Annotated in this window: 14 protein-coding genes; 4 read left to right on the top strand and 10 right to left on the bottom strand. The window is 73.8% G+C overall.

Features of this window, described 5'->3' with window-relative positions; genetic code table 11:
• Window positions 1-256 precede the first annotated feature (256 nt).
• From mshC to ACIBW6_RS30285, 5 genes are all read right to left on the bottom strand, one after another.
• A complete protein-coding gene (mshC, locus tag ACIBW6_RS30305; RefSeq protein WP_399065170.1) occupies window positions 257-1,486 on the bottom strand; it encodes a cysteine--1-D-myo-inosityl 2-amino-2-deoxy-alpha-D-glucopyranoside ligase in 1,230 nt (409 codons plus the stop codon).
• Between the two features lie 91 nt (window positions 1,487-1,577).
• Window positions 1,578-2,015, bottom strand: coding sequence for an SRPBCC domain-containing protein (locus ACIBW6_RS30300; RefSeq protein WP_399065168.1), 438 nt, complete (start codon window positions 2,013-2,015; stop codon window positions 1,578-1,580).
• A gap of 58 nt (window positions 2,016-2,073) precedes the next feature.
• A complete protein-coding gene (locus ACIBW6_RS30295) occupies window positions 2,074-2,928 on the bottom strand; it encodes an SCO1664 family protein (RefSeq protein WP_399065166.1) in 855 nt (284 codons plus the stop codon).
• A complete protein-coding gene (locus tag ACIBW6_RS30290; RefSeq protein WP_356491817.1) occupies window positions 2,892-3,482 on the bottom strand; it encodes a DUF3090 domain-containing protein in 591 nt (196 codons plus the stop codon). Before ACIBW6_RS30290 ends, ACIBW6_RS30295 begins: the two co-directional genes overlap by 37 nt.
• 102 nt (window positions 3,483-3,584) lie before the next feature.
• Complete coding sequence (locus ACIBW6_RS30285) at window positions 3,585-4,280, bottom strand: histidine phosphatase family protein (RefSeq protein WP_399065164.1); 696 nt, start codon at window positions 4,278-4,280, stop codon at window positions 3,585-3,587.
• A gap of 62 nt (window positions 4,281-4,342) precedes the next feature.
• Between ACIBW6_RS30285 and corA the strand changes: the two genes are divergently transcribed.
• Window positions 4,343-5,344, top strand: a complete 1,002-nt coding sequence (gene corA, locus ACIBW6_RS30280) for a magnesium/cobalt transporter CorA (protein WP_399065162.1) — start codon at window positions 4,343-4,345, stop codon at window positions 5,342-5,344.
• Window positions 5,345-5,350: 6 nt separating this feature from the next.
• Here the strand turns inward: corA and ACIBW6_RS30275 are convergent, their stop codons facing one another.
• Complete coding sequence (locus tag ACIBW6_RS30275) at window positions 5,351-6,139, bottom strand: ferritin-like domain-containing protein (RefSeq protein WP_399065159.1); 789 nt, start codon at window positions 6,137-6,139, stop codon at window positions 5,351-5,353.
• Between the two features lie 267 nt (window positions 6,140-6,406).
• Complete coding sequence (locus tag ACIBW6_RS30270; RefSeq protein WP_399065157.1) at window positions 6,407-7,462, bottom strand: LLM class F420-dependent oxidoreductase; 1,056 nt, start codon at window positions 7,460-7,462, stop codon at window positions 6,407-6,409.
• Window positions 7,463-7,605: 143 nt separating this feature from the next.
• Between ACIBW6_RS30270 and ACIBW6_RS30265 the strand changes: the two genes are divergently transcribed.
• Complete coding sequence (locus ACIBW6_RS30265; RefSeq protein ID WP_399065155.1) at window positions 7,606-8,589, top strand: aldo/keto reductase; 984 nt, start codon at window positions 7,606-7,608, stop codon at window positions 8,587-8,589.
• Between the two features lie 533 nt (window positions 8,590-9,122).
• Window positions 9,123-11,351 carry a helix-hairpin-helix domain-containing protein gene (locus ACIBW6_RS30260; RefSeq protein WP_399065189.1) on the top strand — a complete coding sequence of 743 codons (2,229 nt, stop codon included), beginning with the start codon at window positions 9,123-9,125 and terminating at the stop codon, window positions 11,349-11,351.
• 71 nt (window positions 11,352-11,422) lie between these two features.
• Here the strand turns inward: ACIBW6_RS30260 and ACIBW6_RS30255 are convergent, their stop codons facing one another.
• Window positions 11,423-12,112, bottom strand: coding sequence for a hypothetical protein (locus ACIBW6_RS30255; protein ID WP_399065153.1), 690 nt, complete (start codon window positions 12,110-12,112; stop codon window positions 11,423-11,425).
• Window positions 12,113-12,159: 47 nt separating this feature from the next.
• Between ACIBW6_RS30255 and ACIBW6_RS30250 the strand changes: the two genes are divergently transcribed.
• Window positions 12,160-12,348 carry a DUF5703 family protein gene (locus tag ACIBW6_RS30250; RefSeq protein WP_356491824.1) on the top strand — a complete coding sequence of 63 codons (189 nt, stop codon included), beginning with the start codon at window positions 12,160-12,162 and terminating at the stop codon, window positions 12,346-12,348.
• 99 nt (window positions 12,349-12,447) lie between these two features.
• On the opposite strand, the gene ACIBW6_RS30245 is transcribed toward ACIBW6_RS30250, so the two are convergent.
• Both ACIBW6_RS30245 and chpH read right to left on the bottom strand, forming a co-directional pair.
• Complete coding sequence (locus ACIBW6_RS30245) at window positions 12,448-13,248, bottom strand: chaplin family protein (RefSeq protein ID WP_399065150.1); 801 nt, start codon at window positions 13,246-13,248, stop codon at window positions 12,448-12,450.
• A gap of 150 nt (window positions 13,249-13,398) precedes the next feature.
• The gene (chpH, locus tag ACIBW6_RS30240; protein WP_399065148.1) at window positions 13,399-13,632 is read right to left on the bottom strand and encodes a chaplin ChpH; all 234 of its coding nucleotides are present in this window, start codon (window positions 13,630-13,632) and stop codon (window positions 13,399-13,401) included.
• Window positions 13,633-13,724 lie beyond the last annotated feature (92 nt).

The following is a 13,724-nucleotide window of genomic DNA, read 5'->3' as shown; positions in this document are numbered from 1 at the left end:
GGCCTCGTACTGGACGTACTTGGCCTTGCGCCCGGTGCGGCGAGAGTGCGTGCCAGGCGTCGTGGGGCAGACGGGAATTGTCAGACAGGCCCTAGGGGGTCGTCACGATGGGCGGGCGCCCGGGCCGGGTCCGCGCACTCCCCGCGCGCACAGCAGAGCCCCTCCGGCGCTTGAGGAGCGGGGTCCGGGCAGAGCCCTGTGACCTCGACCTCGCGCCCCGGAGGGGCTGACAGGAAGTCGGGCGGGTGCGGAGGCCTTAGAGCGCGACTCCCAGCAGCGCGTCGACGGCCCGGGAGACGACGCCGGGGGCGCCTTCGTCACCGCCGCCGGAGGCGGCCTGCCGCTCGGCCCAGCGGTCGACGGCGGCCAGGGCCGCGGGGGCGTCCAGGTCGTCGGCGAGAGCCGCCCGGACCTCCTCGACCAGCTGCTCGGCCGGGGGGCCGTCGGGCCGCGACACCGCCGCCCGCCACCGGTCGAGACGGGCCACGGCGTCCGCGAGGACCTGGTCCGTCCACTCCCAGTCGGAGCGGTAGTGGTGCGCGAGGAGCGCGAGCCGGATCGCGGCCGGGTCGACACCATCGCGCCGCAGCTGCGAGACGAAGACCAGGTTCCCCTTGGACTTGGACATCTTCTCGCCGTCGAGCCCGACCATGCCGGCGTGCACGTACGCCTTGGCCATCGGGTACTCGCCGGTCAGCGCCTGCGCGTGCGAGGCGCCCATCTCGTGGTGCGGGAAGGCCAGGTCGGACCCGCCGCCCTGGACGTCGAAGCCCATGCCGAGGTGGTCGAGGGCGATGGCGACGCACTCGATGTGCCAGCCGGGGCGCCCCTGGCCGAGCGAGCCGCCGTCCCAGCTGGGCTCGCCGTCGCGCGCGGCCATCCACAGCATCGGGTCGAGCGGGTTCTTCTTGCCCGCGCGGTCCGGGTCGCCGCCGCGCTCGGCGGAGAGCAGCCGCATCGCCTCGGCGTCCAGGTTCGAGACGGACCCGAAGTGCGGGTCGGCCTCGACGGAGAAGTAGATGTCGCCGTCCAGCTCGTAGGCGGCGCCGGTGTCCCGCAGCCGCTCCACGAGCGGCACGATGCCGGGTATGGCCTCGACGGCGCCTATGTAGTGCTGCGGCGGCAGCATCCGCAGGGCGGTCATGTCCTCGCGGAACAGGGCGGTCTCCCGCTCGGCGAGACCGGCCCAGTCGAGGCCGTCGCGCACGGCCCGCTCCAGCAGCGGGTCGTCGACGTCCGTCACGTTCTGGACGTAGTGGACCTGCCGCTTGGTGTCGAGCCACACGCGCTGCACGAGGTCGAACGCGTTGTAGGTCGCCGCGTGACCCATATGGGTCGCGTCGTACGGCGTGATACCGCAGACGTAGATACGGGCGACGGGACCGGGGTCGAGTGTGACGAGCCCATCGGTCGCGGTGTCGTGGATCCGAAGGTCGCGGCCCTTGCCAGGAAGGGCGGGGACCTCAGAAGCGGGCCAGGCATGCATGCCTTGAGCGTAACCGGACGGTGCTTCCGCATACGAACCGGACCGGCTTCCGTGGCCGACGGGGCCCTCTTGCGCGTCCATGCCGCAGCCGCTAGTCGAGGACCGTGGCCCGGATCGCGTCCGAGAGCCCGAAGTGCCGCAGCCCGTGCTGGAGGTAGGCGCGCAGGCCGCACATGAAGTACGTCCAGCCCTGTGTCTGGCCCGCCGCGCGGGCCGCGCCCTCGGTCCCCTCGCCCATGGGCTGTTCGGTGACGGTCAGCCGCGTGGCCCCGTCCGCGTCGGCGAGCTCGATGGTGACCTGCCCGCCGGGCCAGGTCCAGGAGATCAGCCGATCCGTCTCGATCTCGCCGATCTCCACGTCGAAGGTCGCGTCCACGTGGCCGAAGCGCCAGGTCACCGTCGTGCCGGGCGTCATGCCCGCGGAGGCCTCCGCGGTGAAGAAGCTGGACAGGCCGTCGGGCGTCACGATGGTCCGGAACACCTCGGCGACAGGGCGCTCGATCCGGTCCTCCACGATCAACTTGGTCATGGCCCCGAACCTAGCGCGGGCCACTGACATCCGCCCTCGGACGTACAGGAGCACCAGGTCAGATGGGGGGCCACGGAATCGCGGGCCAGTCGCCGCCGGGCTCGCGGTGCCGGCCGGTCTTGAGCAGCTCCGCCACCCGCTCCCGGACGGCCTCCAGCTCCGCCCCGGTGATCAGCTCGCCGAGCCGCAGGGCCAGCGGTTCGCCGGCGCCGAGCCGCTCGCGCAGCCCCTCCAGGGCGCCGGTCGCCTCCTCGGTCAGCGGCTCCCCCGCCCACCCCCACAACAGGGTGCGCAGCTTGTCCTCGACGTGGAAGGTGACGCCGTGGTCGATGCCGTAGAGCCGGTTCCCGGCGTCGACGAGCAGGTGTCCGCCCTTGCGGTCACCGTTGTTGATCACGGCATCGAGCACGGCGAGGCGGCGCAGCCGGGGGTCGTCGGCGTGCACGAGCAGGGCGGTACGGCCCTCCTCGACCTCGGCGAACCCGATGGCCTTCCAGCCCTCGTCCGGCTCCTCGGCGTCGACGAGGGCGAGCAGCCGGTCGGTGCGGGCGGCCTCCGGGGACTGCGCGGACTCGTCGGGCCCCTCGATCCACAGCTGGCACATGCCCTCGCCGTACGGCCCGTCGCGCAGCACGGTCGGCGGCACGAGCCCCCAGCCGAGCGCCTCGGAGACCTCGAAGGCGGCGACCTCGCGCTGGGCGAGCGTGCCGTCGGGGAAGTCCCACAGGGGCCGCTCGCCGCGCACCGGCTTGTAGACGCAGCGCGCCTCGTGGCCCTCGTGCGTGACGGTGCACAGCAGGACGGCGTTCGACGCCTCCCGGATCTGTCCCTGTACGTGCAGTTCGCCCTGGGCGAGCAGGGCGTGGTCCCGGTCACTCACGCGTCGCGCCGGTATCCGTTCTGGCGCGGGCATACGTGTCCCTCCGGGTCGAGCGGAAGACTGCACAGCGGGCACGGCGGGCGCCCCGCGTTCACGACGTCCAGGGCCCGCTTGGCGAAGGCGCGGGCCTGGGCGCCGGTGAGCCGGACCCGGAGCATCGGCGGGCCGTTCTCCTCGTCCTGGAGAAGCCTCTCCTCCGCCTCCGCGAGGTCCTCGTCGGACTCGGCGTCCACCTCGACGAGGGCCTGCGCCTCGACGATCATGCGCTGCTCGTCGCCGTCCCAGGCCAGCGCCATGGTGCCGACGCGGAACTCCTCGTCGACGGGGGCCTCCAGCGGCGCGGTGTCGGAGGTCTCGGCGGGCACCACGGCGGGCACCGGAGCATTGCCCCCGCTGCGCCGCACGACTTCGTCGAGCAGCTCTTCCATCCGCTCGGCGAGCGCGGCCACCTGGGTCTTCTCCAGCGCCACGCTGGTGACCCGGGCTCCTGCCGAGGCCTGCAGGAAGAAGGTGCGGCGCCCGGGGAGCCCGACCGTACCGGCCACGAACCGCTCCGGGGGGTCGTAGAGGAACACCTGACGGGACACGTCCTGTCTCCATGGGATCGGGGGAACGACCGGCCGGATCCGGTCTCGCGAGAGCCGGACCCGGTCGTGCTTACGGGGGCTTCAGCCTACTGCGGCCGACGATCACGGTGCGCCCGCGCCGCCCCCGACGGGTGCGTCAGCCGCTTCGCTCTCCCCGCTCTCCTCGCGCGGCGCCAGCGAGGCGAGGTCACCGGTGTCGCCGAGGCGGACGAGAAACGGGCGCAGCCGGGTGTAACGGATCGCTGTGATGGAACAAGGCTCTACAGAGATGCGCTGAAAGAGGTCCAGATGCAGTCCGAGGGCGTCCGCCACGAGCGACTTGATGATGTCGCCGTGCGAACACATCAGGTAGACGGCGTCCGCGCCGTGCTCGCGCTCCACGCGCGCGTTCCACTCCCGCACCGCTTCGGCGGCCCGGTGCTGCATCTGCCGCATCGACTCCCCGCCGGGGAACGCGGCGGCGGTGGGGTGCTGCTGCACGACCTCCATGAGCGGCTCGCCGGCCAGCTCGGCGAGCTTGCGGCCCGACCAGTCCCCGTAGTCGCACTCGCCGATCCGCTCCTCGGTGCTCACCGGCACGTCGGGGCGGGCGGCGAGGAGCGGGGCGAGCGTCTCGTTGCAGCGCTGGAGCGGGCTGGTGACGATCTGGGCGAGGGGCAGCTCCCGCAGCCGCCCGGGCAGCGCGGCGGCCTGCGCGGCGCCGCGCTCGTCCAGGGCCACGCCGGGGGTCCACCCGGCGAGCAGGCCTTCGGTGTTGGCGGTGGAGCGTCCGTGGCGGACCAGGATCAGCGTGGGCATACGGGCCAGCCTAGGGCCTGGCGCGCGTGCGCCCGCGCCGCCCTCCGGGAAGAATGCGCCGCATGATCGTCGACTGTGCCGTCTACCGGGACGGGCGCCGGACCGAGGGTCCCGCGGACTTCTCCGAGGCTCTCGACGCGGCGCGGTCGGCGGGCGACGCGTTCGTGTGGATCGGCCTGCACGAGGCGACCGAGGACGAGTTCGATCAGGTCACGCAGGAGTTCGGGCTGCATCCGCTGGCCGTGGAGGACGCCTTGAAGGCGCACCAGCGGCCGAAGCTGGAGGTCTACGACGACTCGCTGTTCGTGGTGCTCAAGCCGGTCGTGTACGAGCCGAGAAGCGACCAGGTGTCCACGGGCGAGCTGATGCTGTTCCTGGGCGACTCGTTCGTGGTGACGGTGCGGCACGGCGAGGGCGCGCCCCTGAAGGCCGTACGGCAGCGTCTGGAGGCCGATCCGGGGGTGCTGAAGCAGGGGCCGACGGCGGTCCTGTACTCGGTCGCGGACGCCACGGTGGACCACTACCTGGAGGTCGCGAACGAGTTGCAGACCGACCTGGAGGAGCTGGAGGCGGAGGTCTTCTCGCCCGATCGCGGCGGGTCGCGGGACACCGCGTCGCGGATCTACACCTTCAAGCGGCAGGTCCTGGAGTTCCGGCGCGCCACGCTGCCGCTCGCGCTGCCGCTGGACCGGCTCTCCGGTGTCGGCCCCTGGGGCCTGGCGAAGGTCCCGTTCGTGAACGAGGCCGCGAAGCCGTTCTTCCGTGACGTGAACGACCACCTGACGCGGGTCAACGAGTCCGTCGACAGCCTGGACCGGCTGGTGTCGGACATCCTCTCCGCGCACCTGGCGCAGATGAGCGTGCGGCAGAACGACGACATGCGGAAGATCTCCGCGTGGGCCGCGATGGCGGCGGTGCCCACGATGATCGCCGGCATCTACGGCATGAACTTCGACCACATGCCCGAACTGCACTGGGTGTGGTCCTACCCCGCGGTGATCCTGCTGATGGTCGTCCTGGAGGTGGTCCTGTTCCGGCTGTTCAAGCGGCGCGGCTGGCTGTAGCGCGGATCAGGCGAACTCCGCCGCCGTGGTGGCGGGGCCGCCGAGCGCGTCGCGCCGTCCCGGCATCTCCAGCGACACCATGCGCCGCCAGCCGCCGGCCCGCTCGTACGCGTACAGCGCGTGGATGCCCGCGGCGAGCAGCGCCGACCGGGCCTTCGACCATCCCAGGATGCGGCCCATGTGGGCCATGACGGCGAGGCTGACGTCCCGGTAGACGGCGATCTCCGCGAGCGCGCACTCGCGGAGGACGCGCTGGATGGTGCGCCCGTGGCCCGCGTACGCGAAGCGGAGCAGTTCTTCGTGGCAATAGGCGAGGTGGTTGTCCTCGTCGTGGGAGATCATCTTGACGGCACGGCCGAGGTCGGGGTGGTCGGCGAAGTGCCGGCGCAGCAGCTCCATCTGCTCGGAGGCGCGCTGTTCGGTGACGCGGCTGTGCGCGAGGTAGGTGACGACGTCCCGCACGGTGAGCGGCTCGTCGCGCTGGAGCCGGGCGTGGGCGAGCCCGATGCCGTGCCGTTCGAGGAGCATCGTGTAGTCGGTCTCGGGCGGTACGGGCACCGCCTCCAGGCCGCGCTTCTTCATGAGCGCGTGGAAGATGCGGCCGTGCTTGTCCTCGTCGGCGCCGTGCCGGGCGATCTTCGGCGCGAGGGCGCGCTCGCCCTCGGGGACGAGGGCGGCGATCCGCCCGTTCTCCCAGCCGCCCTGGGCCTCGCCGCTGGCCGCGATGGAGCAGAACAGCCGGAACGAGTCGTCGTCGTCGATGATTTCCTGGAACAGGCTCTTGGCCGACAGCATCTGGGACCTCCATGCCCGCGCGCACCGCACCGGTGTTCCGCAGAAGACGAGTCAAATGCGGTGCGCGGGCCGGGGCAACAGCTGTGCCGGACGACTCGGCCGAACGGAGGAGGGCGGGTGCCGGACGAAGGCGTAACCGCGCGCGCGGTGACGCGTTGTCCCCCGTGACGGCCGTGGCGGGGAAGACCCCCGAGCCCCCACCACGGCCGCAGACCTCTCTCCGGGCCCGCGCCGGGCCCTGACTGGTCCCGCGCGCGCCGACCGCCGTTACGCCAGTCCGGCCCGCTCCAGCGCCTCGGTGCCGGCCCGCAGCGCCGCCACCCGCTCGTCGAGCGTGAACCCGGCGGGATTGATCGTCAGCGTGGTGACCCCGGCGGCGGCGTAGGCCCGCATCCGGTCGGCGATCCGGTCCACGGAGCCGAGCAGCGTCGTGGAGTCGATGAGCTGGTGCGGGACGGCCGCCGCGGCGCCCTCCTTGTCGCCGGCGAGGTATTTCTCCTGGATCTCGGCGGCCTCCTTCTCGTAACCCATGCGCCGCGCGAGCTGGTTGTAGAAGTTCTGCTTGGCGCTGCCCATGCCGCCCACGTACAGGGCGGTGTAGGGGCGGAAGAAGTCCGCGAGGGCCGCCACGTCCTTGTCGGCACCGAGCGCGAGAGGCACCGTCGGGCAGACGTCGAAGCCCTCCATCGTCTTGCCGGCCTTCTCGCGGCCCGCCCGCAGGGGCGCGATCGCGGTCTCCTCCAGGTGCTCGGCTGCCGGGAAGATCAGCAGGGCGCCGTCGGCGATCTCGCCGGTCTGCTCCAGGTTCTTCGGGCCGATCGCGGCGATGTAGAGCGGGATGTGCTCGCGCTGCGGGTGCAGGGTCAGCTTGAGGGGCTTGCCCGGGCCGTCCGGCAGCGGCAGCGTCCAGTGGGCGCCTTCGTAGGAGACCCGCTCGCGGCTCATCGCCTTGCGGACGATGTCGACGTACTCGCGCGTGCGCGCCAGCGGCTTGTCGAACTTCACGCCGTACCAGCCCTCGGAGACCTGCGGTCCGGAGACGCCGAGGCCCAGGCGGAAGCGGCCGCCCGAGAGGGAGTCGAGGGTGGAGGCCGTCATCGCCGTCATCGTGGGCTGGCGGGCCGGGATCTGGAAGATGGCCGAGCCGACGTCGATGCGCTCGGTCTGCGCGGCGACGTACGCGAGGACCGTCGCCGCGTCCGATCCGTAGGCCTCGGCGGCCCAGCAGACCGCGTAGCCGAGCCGGTCGGCCTCCTTCGCGACGGCGAGGTTGTCCGCGTCCATCCCCGCGCCCCAGTACCCGAGATTGATGCCGAGCTTCATTGACCACATCCCCTTAACGCCGTGCGGATCCGCTGGCTTACCCATCGGTAACGTCTCTTGCCGGGCACCCTAGCGCGACGGCCCGGAGCCCGGTTGTCCACAGGGGCCCCCATCGTGACCTTCGGCCAGTAATCTCAGCGCCCATGGAGCAGAGGCATCTCGGCCGCACCGGCCTGCGCGTGTCCCGGATCGGACTCGGCACCCTCACCTGGGGCCGGGACACCGACGAGCACGACGCCGCCGACCTGTTGAAGGCCTTCTGGGAAGCGGGCGGCACGCTCGTCGACACCGCCGACGTGTACGGCGACGGCGAGTCCGAGTACCTGCTCGGCCGGCTCGTCGAGGGGCTCGTGCCCCGCCGGGACCTGGTCATCTCCACGAAGGCGGGCAGCGTGCCCGACCCGGAGCGGCGCTTCGACGGCTCCCGCGGCCATCTGCTCTCCGCGCTGGACGCCTCGCTCGCCCGGCTCGGCACGGACTACGTCGACCTGTGGCAGATCCACGCCTACGACGCCGGGACGCCGCTGGACGAGACGCTCCAGGCCCTCGACATCGCGGTCAGCAGCGGGCGGGCGCGCTATGCGGGCGTCTCGAACTTCTGCGGGTGGCAGCTGGCCAAGGCGGGCACCTGGCAGCTCGCCGCGCCCGGCACGCGCACCCGGCTGGCCAGCACGCAGATGGAGTACTCGCTGCTGCAGCGCGGCGTCGAGCGCGAGGTGCTGCCCGCCGCCCTGGACCTGGGCATCGGGCTGCTGCCGTCCTCGCCGCTGGGCCGGGGCGTGCTGACGGGCAAGTACCGCACGGGCACGCCGACGGACTCGCGGGGCGGCTCCGACCACATGGCGCCGTTCGTCGCGCCCTACCTCGACGAGGCGGCCGGGCACATCGTGGACGCGGTCGCGATAGCCGCCGACGGTCTCGCGGTGACGCCGCTTCAGGTCGCGCTCGCGTGGGTGCGGGACCGGCCCGGGGTGAGCGCGCCGATCGTGGGCGCGCGCACCGCACAGCAGCTCACGGCCGCGTTGTCAGTGGAGGCCCTTAGTCTTCCTGACGAGATCTGCCAGGCGCTCGACGACGTGTCGGCGCCCGTGCACCGCTATCCCGATCAGGACTGGAGCACGTTGTGAGTACGGAGTCCGCTGCCGCGGAGAACGAGTCGGCGGCCCGCCCCGACGCCGGGCCGGACGAACCGACCGCGGGGGGCGCCCGGGGCGCCGGGGGTGCCGAGGACGCCGAGGGGGCGGCTGCGGAGGAGCCCGCGGGCGGCGAAGGGTCCGCGGGCGCCGGGGGCGCCGCGAGCACCGCCGCCGAGGAGGTCGCGGCCACCGGGGCCGCGGCGGAGGGGGACGCTGCGAGCACCGAGCAGTCCGCGGACGCCGGGGATGCTGCGAGCACCGAGCAGTCCGCGGGCGTCGGGGCCCCCGCAAGCACCGGGGATGCCGAGGTCGGTGCCGGGGACGCCGCGAGCGGTGAGGGCGCTGGGGACGCCGTGGAGTCCGGGGACGCCGCGCGTGCTGAGGACGCCGCGAGCGGTGAGGGCACAGGGGGCGCCGTGGAGTCCGGGGACGCCGCGAGCGGTGAAGGCGCTGGGGATGCCGAGGAGTCCGGGGACGCCGCGCGTGCTGAGGACGCCGCGAGCGGTGAGGGCACAGGGGGCGCCGTGGAGTCCGAGGACGCCGCGAGCGGTGAAGGCGCTGGGGATGCCGAGGAGTCCGGGGACGCCGCGCGTGCTGAGGACGCCGCGAGCGGTGAGGGCACAGGGGGCGCCGTGGAGTCCGGGGACGCCGCGAGCGGTGAAGGCGCTGGGGATGCCGAGGAGTCCGGGGACGCCGAGGAGTCCGAGGGCGCCGCGCGTGCCGGGGACGCCGAGGGTTCGGCCCAGTTGTCCGAGGCCGAGGCGGAGATCGCGGCGCAGCGTGCGTTGCAGGAGCGGATCGCGGAGCGCAAGGCCGCCAAGGGCGGTCCGGTCGACGCGGGGGCGAAGCTGAGCGGGACGGCCGCCGACCTGCTGGCCGCGGTCCGTGCCGTGGAGAGCGGGGAGAAGCCCGCCACCGCGGTCTTCGCGGAGCCGGAGCGCACCCGCCGCCGGGTCGTCGTGCCCGAGCCGCAGCGCGGGCCCGCGCCCGTCGCCCCCGCCGTGGACGCGGGGCCCGACGCCGGGACGGTGGAAGCCGTGCGGGCCGTGCTCGCCGAGGGCCGGGCCCCCGAGACGCTCGCCACGGCGGCGGCCAGAACCCTGGGCGAGGGCGCGCAGGACACCCTCCGCGCCGACCCCTGGCAGCTGCTGCGGCTGAGCGGCGTCCGGCCCGAGCAGGCCGACGGGTTCGCGCGGGCGCTGCTCGGCGCGGAGTGCGCCCCGGACGACGAGCGGCGCGGCCGGGCCGTCACGGTCTGGCTGCTCGAACAGGCCGCCGTGGCCGGGCACACCGCCCTCGACCTGCCTGTCCTCGTCGAGGCGCTCGGCAAGCAGGGGGTACCGGACCCGGACGAGGCGGTGCAGGGCGCGGTCGCGGACGGGGACGCGCTGCTCTTCCAGGACGCCCTGGACGAGGCGCCCGGGCCCGCGCCCGCCGAGGACCCGCAGGAGGACGACGCCGAGCGGCCGGTACGGGTGCTGGTCGGCCTGGAGCGGACCGCGCTCGCCGAGGAGAGCCTCGCCGACGCGGTGGCCCGGATCATCAACTCCGGCGCCAAGGAGGACGGCCCCGCCGACGACGCGTGGGAGGCCGCCGCAGGCGCCGCGCGCGGTACGACGGCCGAGCTGGTCCGCGCCGTCGCCGGGCACCGGCTCGTCCTGCACACCGGTGGCGAGGCCGCCCGCGCGGAGCCCGTCGCGGTGGCGGCGGCCGCCGCGGGTCTCGGGCTGCGGGTGTGCGTCGCCGCGCACAGTGCCGACGGGCGGCGGCGGGCCGCACACCTGCTCGGCCCGCAGGCCCCCGAGACCGCCACGGCCACCGTGGCCGGGCTGCTGGCGCAGACCGAGGGCCCGGGGCGGGACGCCGACGGCGCGATCGCCGTCGACCTCCTCGTCGTCCTGGACGCCCCCCAGCTGGACGTGGACGACGCCGCGATGCTCGTGGAGCTGCTCGCCGACGGGACGGGCCTCGTGCTCAGCGGCGACCCGGGCGTCCTGGCGTCGGCGGGCCCGGGCCGGGTCTTCGCCGACCTCGTGGCGGCGGCGGTCTGCCCGCGCGTGGCCTCCCGCACCCCGGACTCTGGGCCCATCGGCGAGCTGGTCTCGGGGATCGGCATCGGTGAGCTGAACCAGGTGGAGGCGCCGGGCAAGGAGGTCGTCATCGTGCCGGTGCGGGACGCGGCCGAGGCGATCCACCGCACCGTGCAGCTCGTCGCCGACTCGGTGCCGCGGGCGATCGGCGTCCCGGCCGAGGAGACCCAGGTGATCACGCCCGGGCACGGCGGGGCGGCCGGGACGCGGGCGCTGAACGCGGCGCTGAAGGAGCGGCTCAACCCCGGCCCGGGTCGGTTCGGCGGCTTCGACCCCGGGGACCGCGTGGTGTACGTGCCGGGGCGGGTCAGGCCCGGCCGGGTGCTGGGCGCCGACGCGCAGGGGCTGCGTCTGGAGTGCGACGGTGAGCCCGTCCTCGTACCGAAGGAGCAGGTGGAGCGGGCCGTGCGGCACGGGTGGGCGGTCACCGGCCACCAGGCCGTGGGGCTGCGCTGGCCGGCGGCCGTGGTGGTGCTGCCCGGGGACGCGACGCAGGCGCTGAGCCGCCCGTGGGTGTACACCGCGTTCGGGCGCGCGGAGCGACACCTGTCGGTCGTGCACGGGGCGGACGCGGCGCTGCCGCGGGCCGTCGCGGAGGGAGCGGCGAAGCCGCGCACCACCCGGTTGCAGCGGCTGGTCCAGGCACAGCTGCCCGGCGTCTGAGGCCGGGCAGCGGGCCGCCCCCGTCCCGGTGCTCCGGGGCGGGGGCGGGGGCGGCCCGCTGTGCGCCGCGGTCAGCGGTCGGCGTCCTCCAGGGCCTCTTCGAGCTCCAGGTCCTCGGGGTCGGCGTCGTCGTCGAGGTCGAGGTCGTCGTCGAAGACGGCGCTGACGTCGAAGCGGCAGACGACCCGCTGCGGATCGGCCTGCTCGAACGGGGCCTCCAGCCACTCCCCGGCCTCCGGGGGCTCGTCCGCCGCCAGCACCCAGAGCGTGGAGTCGCCCTCCTCCAGGCCGAACTCCTTGTGGCGGCTGGCGATCTCGTCGGGCTCGAACTCGCCGAAGAGGACGCCGAGGGCGGCGTGGACGCTGCTGCCCGCTCCGGTCGCGGAGTCGGTGTCGATGTCCGGGTCCCCCTCCAGGTCGGCCACCCGGCCGGCCTGGGCGAGGAGCCGCTGCGGCTCCACCACGGCGTAGTCGCGCCGGATCAGCACGCTCAGCGCGTTCGGCTCCTCGGGCCCGGTGTACGGCGGCAAGGTGTCCTCGCCGCCGGGGATCTCGAAGGGGGTGACCTCGTCGTGGCGGTCGTAGAGGAGCTCGTCGTACTCCTCGGCGGCCGCGGCGAGCTCGTTGAACGCTTCGTAGACGGCCGGGTCGTCCTCCCCCGACCTGCGCTCGACAGCCGCCAGGTGGCGGTCGAGCGCGGCCTTGACCGCCTCGGCGGCGGCGCGTACCTCGGCAGCGGTGGGCTGCGCAGCATCAGACATAGTGCAGACGCTATCCGTACCGGGCCTGTGCCCGCACAATAGATGCGATGCCGGAATACGAATTTGTCGACGTGTACGTACCGCGCGGGGTCTCCCGCAAGGATGCGACGCGTCTGCTGACAGAACACGCCGAGTACGGACACTGGGAGCTGGACCGACTGAGCCTGCGCCGCGACGGCAGTCGCCGCGTACGGCTGCGCCGCCGGATCATCCGCCAGCTCCGGGCCACCTGGTGACCCGGAGCTGACCGCACGGCCGACGGAGAACGGAGCGGGCCCCGCATGTGCGGGGCCCGCTCCGTTCGTCCTGCCCGTGGTCCGCGGGGGCTCAGTCCGTCACACGGAGGCCCTGGCGCGGCGGTAGAGCACCGCGCCCGCGAGCAGCGCGCCCGCGCCGACCGGAACGGCCACGCCGATCGGCAGCGAGCTGCCGGTCATCGCGAGCTGGGACTCGGCCCGGGGCTGCGCGACGCTCTCCGTCTCGGCGAGGGCCTGCGGCCTCGGCTGGTTGGGCTTCTCCGCGGCGACCTGGCCGACCGGGTGTCCGCCGCGGGTCTCGGGGGTGCCCGGCTGGTGCGGCTTCGACGGCGGCTTCTCGGGGCCGCGGGGCGGCGTGGGAGCGTGGCCTGCGGGGTTGGCGCAGTCGTTCCCCGTGGCCGGGTCGAGCAGTCCGATGACGCTGACGGAGTTGCCGCACACGTTGGCGGGGATGTCGATCGGCGCCTGCACGTGGTTGCCGGAGCCGACACCCGGGGAGTTGCTCGTGGAGCCGCCCGCGTGCGCTCCGCCCGAGCCGCCGCCCGACGGCTTGGGCCCGCCGCCCCGGCTGTCGTGGCCGCCGTGGCCGTGGTGTCCGCCGTGGCCGCCGTAGCCGCCGTGGTCGCCGTGGCCGCCCGAGGTGTTGGCGCAGTTGTTGCCCATCGCCGGGTTGAGCAGCCCGATCACGTTGACCGTGTTGCCGCACAGGTTGACCGGCACGTGCACGGGCGCCTGGACCGAGTTGCCGGACGCGACGCCCGGCGAGTTCGCGGCGCCGCCCTGCGCGCCGGAGTCGGCGTGCGCGTAACCGCCGGTGACCGCGAGCACACCGCTCGCCGCCGCCACCGTGATCAGGCCCTTGCGTGTGACCTGTCGCATAGCTTTCCCTGCCTTCTACGTTGCCCGACCACTACCGAAGGCGCGGGGACCGGTGGGGCCGCGCGCCGGATACCGAATCGGCCCCGGAGCGCATGGCACGCACTCCGGGGCCGACGGACTCAGCCCCTCATGGGGCGAGGCTCACCGACGTCAGTCGTTGACGCAGGCGTTGCCGAAGGCGGGGTTCAGCAGCCCGATCACGGAGACCGTGTTGCCGCAGACGTTCACCGGCACGTGGATGGGAACCTGGATGACGTTGCCCGACAGCACACCGGGAGAGTTCACGGCGGCACCCTGGGCACCGGCGTCGGCAGCGGCGATACCCGCGCCCGCGAGCACGAGACCACCCGTGGCAGCCGCAGCAGCGACGACCTTCTTGATCATTGTTCCTCCTTGTTGGCAGTGCAGTCCCAGCCGCGGACTGCACCCCCTGTAACGAGGAGAAAGTGATAGGGCTACGAGCCTATGGTTCCTTT

The sequence above is a fragment of the Streptomyces sp. NPDC049813 genome (assembly GCF_044465085.1).
GTDB lineage: Bacteria > Actinomycetota > Actinomycetes > Streptomycetales > Streptomycetaceae > Streptomyces.
Note: the sequence above shows the minus strand (reverse complement) of the source record. Positions and strands in the feature narration are given on the sequence as shown.

Coding starts and splice junctions, on each gene's coding strand:
- ACIBW6_RS30250 (WP_356491824.1), top strand. CDS start 12,160: ATGCCGGAATACGAATTTGTCGACGTGTACGTACCGCGCGGGGTCTCC.
- corA (WP_399065162.1), top strand. CDS start 4,343: ATGATCGTCGACTGTGCCGTCTACCGGGACGGGCGCCGGACCGAGGGT.
- ACIBW6_RS30270 (WP_399065157.1), bottom strand. CDS start 7,462: ATGAAGCTCGGCATCAATCTCGGGTACTGGGGCGCGGGGATGGACGCG.
- ACIBW6_RS30295 (WP_399065166.1), bottom strand. CDS start 2,928: ATGCCCGCGCCAGAACGGATACCGGCGCGACGCGTGAGTGACCGGGAC.
- ACIBW6_RS30265 (WP_399065155.1), top strand. CDS start 7,606: ATGGAGCAGAGGCATCTCGGCCGCACCGGCCTGCGCGTGTCCCGGATC.
- ACIBW6_RS30245 (WP_399065150.1), bottom strand. CDS start 13,248: ATGCGACAGGTCACACGCAAGGGCCTGATCACGGTGGCGGCGGCGAGC.
- mshC (WP_399065170.1), bottom strand. CDS start 1,486: ATGCATGCCTGGCCCGCTTCTGAGGTCCCCGCCCTTCCTGGCAAGGGC.
- ACIBW6_RS30255 (WP_399065153.1), bottom strand. CDS start 12,112: ATGTCTGATGCTGCGCAGCCCACCGCTGCCGAGGTACGCGCCGCCGCC.
- chpH (WP_399065148.1), bottom strand. CDS start 13,632: ATGATCAAGAAGGTCGTCGCTGCTGCGGCTGCCACGGGTGGTCTCGTG.
- ACIBW6_RS30285 (WP_399065164.1), bottom strand. CDS start 4,280: ATGCCCACGCTGATCCTGGTCCGCCACGGACGCTCCACCGCCAACACC.
- ACIBW6_RS30275 (WP_399065159.1), bottom strand. CDS start 6,139: ATGCTGTCGGCCAAGAGCCTGTTCCAGGAAATCATCGACGACGACGAC.
- ACIBW6_RS30300 (WP_399065168.1), bottom strand. CDS start 2,015: ATGACCAAGTTGATCGTGGAGGACCGGATCGAGCGCCCTGTCGCCGAG.